The sequence below is a fragment of the Microbacterium sp. Bi128 genome (genome assembly GCF_918698205.1).
Genome location: NZ_CAKKMM010001240.1, coordinates 1 through 1,524 on the forward strand (window position 1 = coordinate 1; position 1,524 = coordinate 1,524).

The window sequence follows — 1,524 nt, forward strand, 5'->3', positions numbered from 1 at the left end:
CACATGAACCCTGCGACGGGCAGGTTCACGGTGCCGGCTGCCAGCAGGGTGATGGCGATCGGCACGGCCAGCTGTGCGACGGCGGCACCGAGGTTTCCGCCGGCGGCGTTCAGGCCCAGGGCCCAGCCCTTTTCCCGTGCGGGGTAGAAGAAGGTGATGTTCGCCATCGAGCTGGCGAAGTTGCCGCCGCCGAAGCCGGCCAGCGCGGCCACGAACAGCATGACGCCGAACGGGGTGGCCGGGTTGGCGACGCACAGGCCCAGGCCGATCGTGGGGATCAGCAGCAACAGGGCGGACACGATGGTCCAGTTGCGGCCGCCGAAGCGGGGAACCATGAACGTGTAGGGGATCCGGAGCGTGGCGCCGACGAGGCTTGGCATGGAGATCAGCCAGAAGATCTCGTTGGTAGAGAATTTGAAGCCGGCGGAGGGAAGCTGGACCACCACGATCGACCACAGCTGCCAGACCACGAAGCCCAGGAACTCGGCGAAGATGGACCAGTTCAGGTTGCGCCGGGCGATCGAGCGGCCGGCCGACTCCCACTGCTCCTTGTTTTCCGCATCCCAGTTGGCGATCCAGCGGCCGGGCCGGTGGTCGAGGGTAAGGGTGCCGCCGGTACTGGCGGCGCCGACCTCTGCGGTGCCGATTTCGGCGGTGCGTTCAGCAGTCACTTGGGAGACCTCCTTGGGGGGTGATGTCCTTCAAAGGTAGGGACGCCGCGTTTCCGGGACGGACGCGGTTTATTAACGCGCTGTGACTTTTGCCTATCGGGGCTTTTATGACGGTGTGAGAATAGGTGTGACGACCACCACGTGAGACAACGACACGAAGTCCAAATAGCGGACTATTTGTCCATTGACTGGACGGTGGGAACTATTATCAGACGTATACGAATCCCTAGCCGGCGGTCCCGGGCATCGGGCTCTTGGGGAAATATCCGACCGGTCTTCATGAAAGCGTTACTACATGTCATCCACTGCCACCTCCGCGGAGCATGGGTCCACCAAGCAGGTGAATTCGCGCGGCCGCGTGATTGTCGCCAGCCTGATCGGTACCACCGTCGAGTTCTATGACTTCTACGTTTACGCCACTGCGGCCGTGCTCGTTTTCCCGAAGCTCTTCTTCCCCGGGCAGAACGAGACGACCCAGCTGCTGGCATCCTTCGCCGTGTTCGGCGTCGCCTTCATCGCCCGCCCGCTCGGCTCGGTCATCTTCGGCCACTTCGGTGACAAGTTCGGCCGCAAGGGCACGCTCGTGGCCTCGCTGCTGACCATGGGCATTGCCACCTTCCTGATCGGCTGCCTGCCGACGGCAACCGTCCCTGGCTGGACCTTCCTGGCCCCGGCACTCCTCGTGGTCCTGCGCTTCTGCCAGGGCCTGGCCCTCGGCGGCGAATGGAGCGGTGCGGCGCTGCTGGCGACCGAAAACGCCCCGTCGAACAAGCGGGCCATCTACGGCACGTTCCCGCAACTGGGGGCCCCGATCGGCTTCATCATCGCCAACGTGATCTTCCTGGTCTTCAGC

General features: G+C 64.0%; 2 protein-coding genes. One reads left to right on the plus strand and one right to left on the minus strand.

Annotated elements, in window-relative coordinates; translation table 11 throughout:
* The coding region (locus tag LQV45_RS31640; RefSeq protein ID WP_374208353.1) for an MFS transporter at window positions 1–647 on the minus strand (647 nt) is incomplete at its 3' end.
* Window positions 648–966: 319 nt separating this feature from the next.
* On the opposite strand from LQV45_RS31640, the gene LQV45_RS31645 reads away from it, so the two are divergent.
* Window positions 967–1,524, plus strand: a 558-nt coding sequence (locus tag LQV45_RS31645) for an MFS transporter (protein WP_230011379.1), incomplete at its 3' end; no start/stop codon positions are given.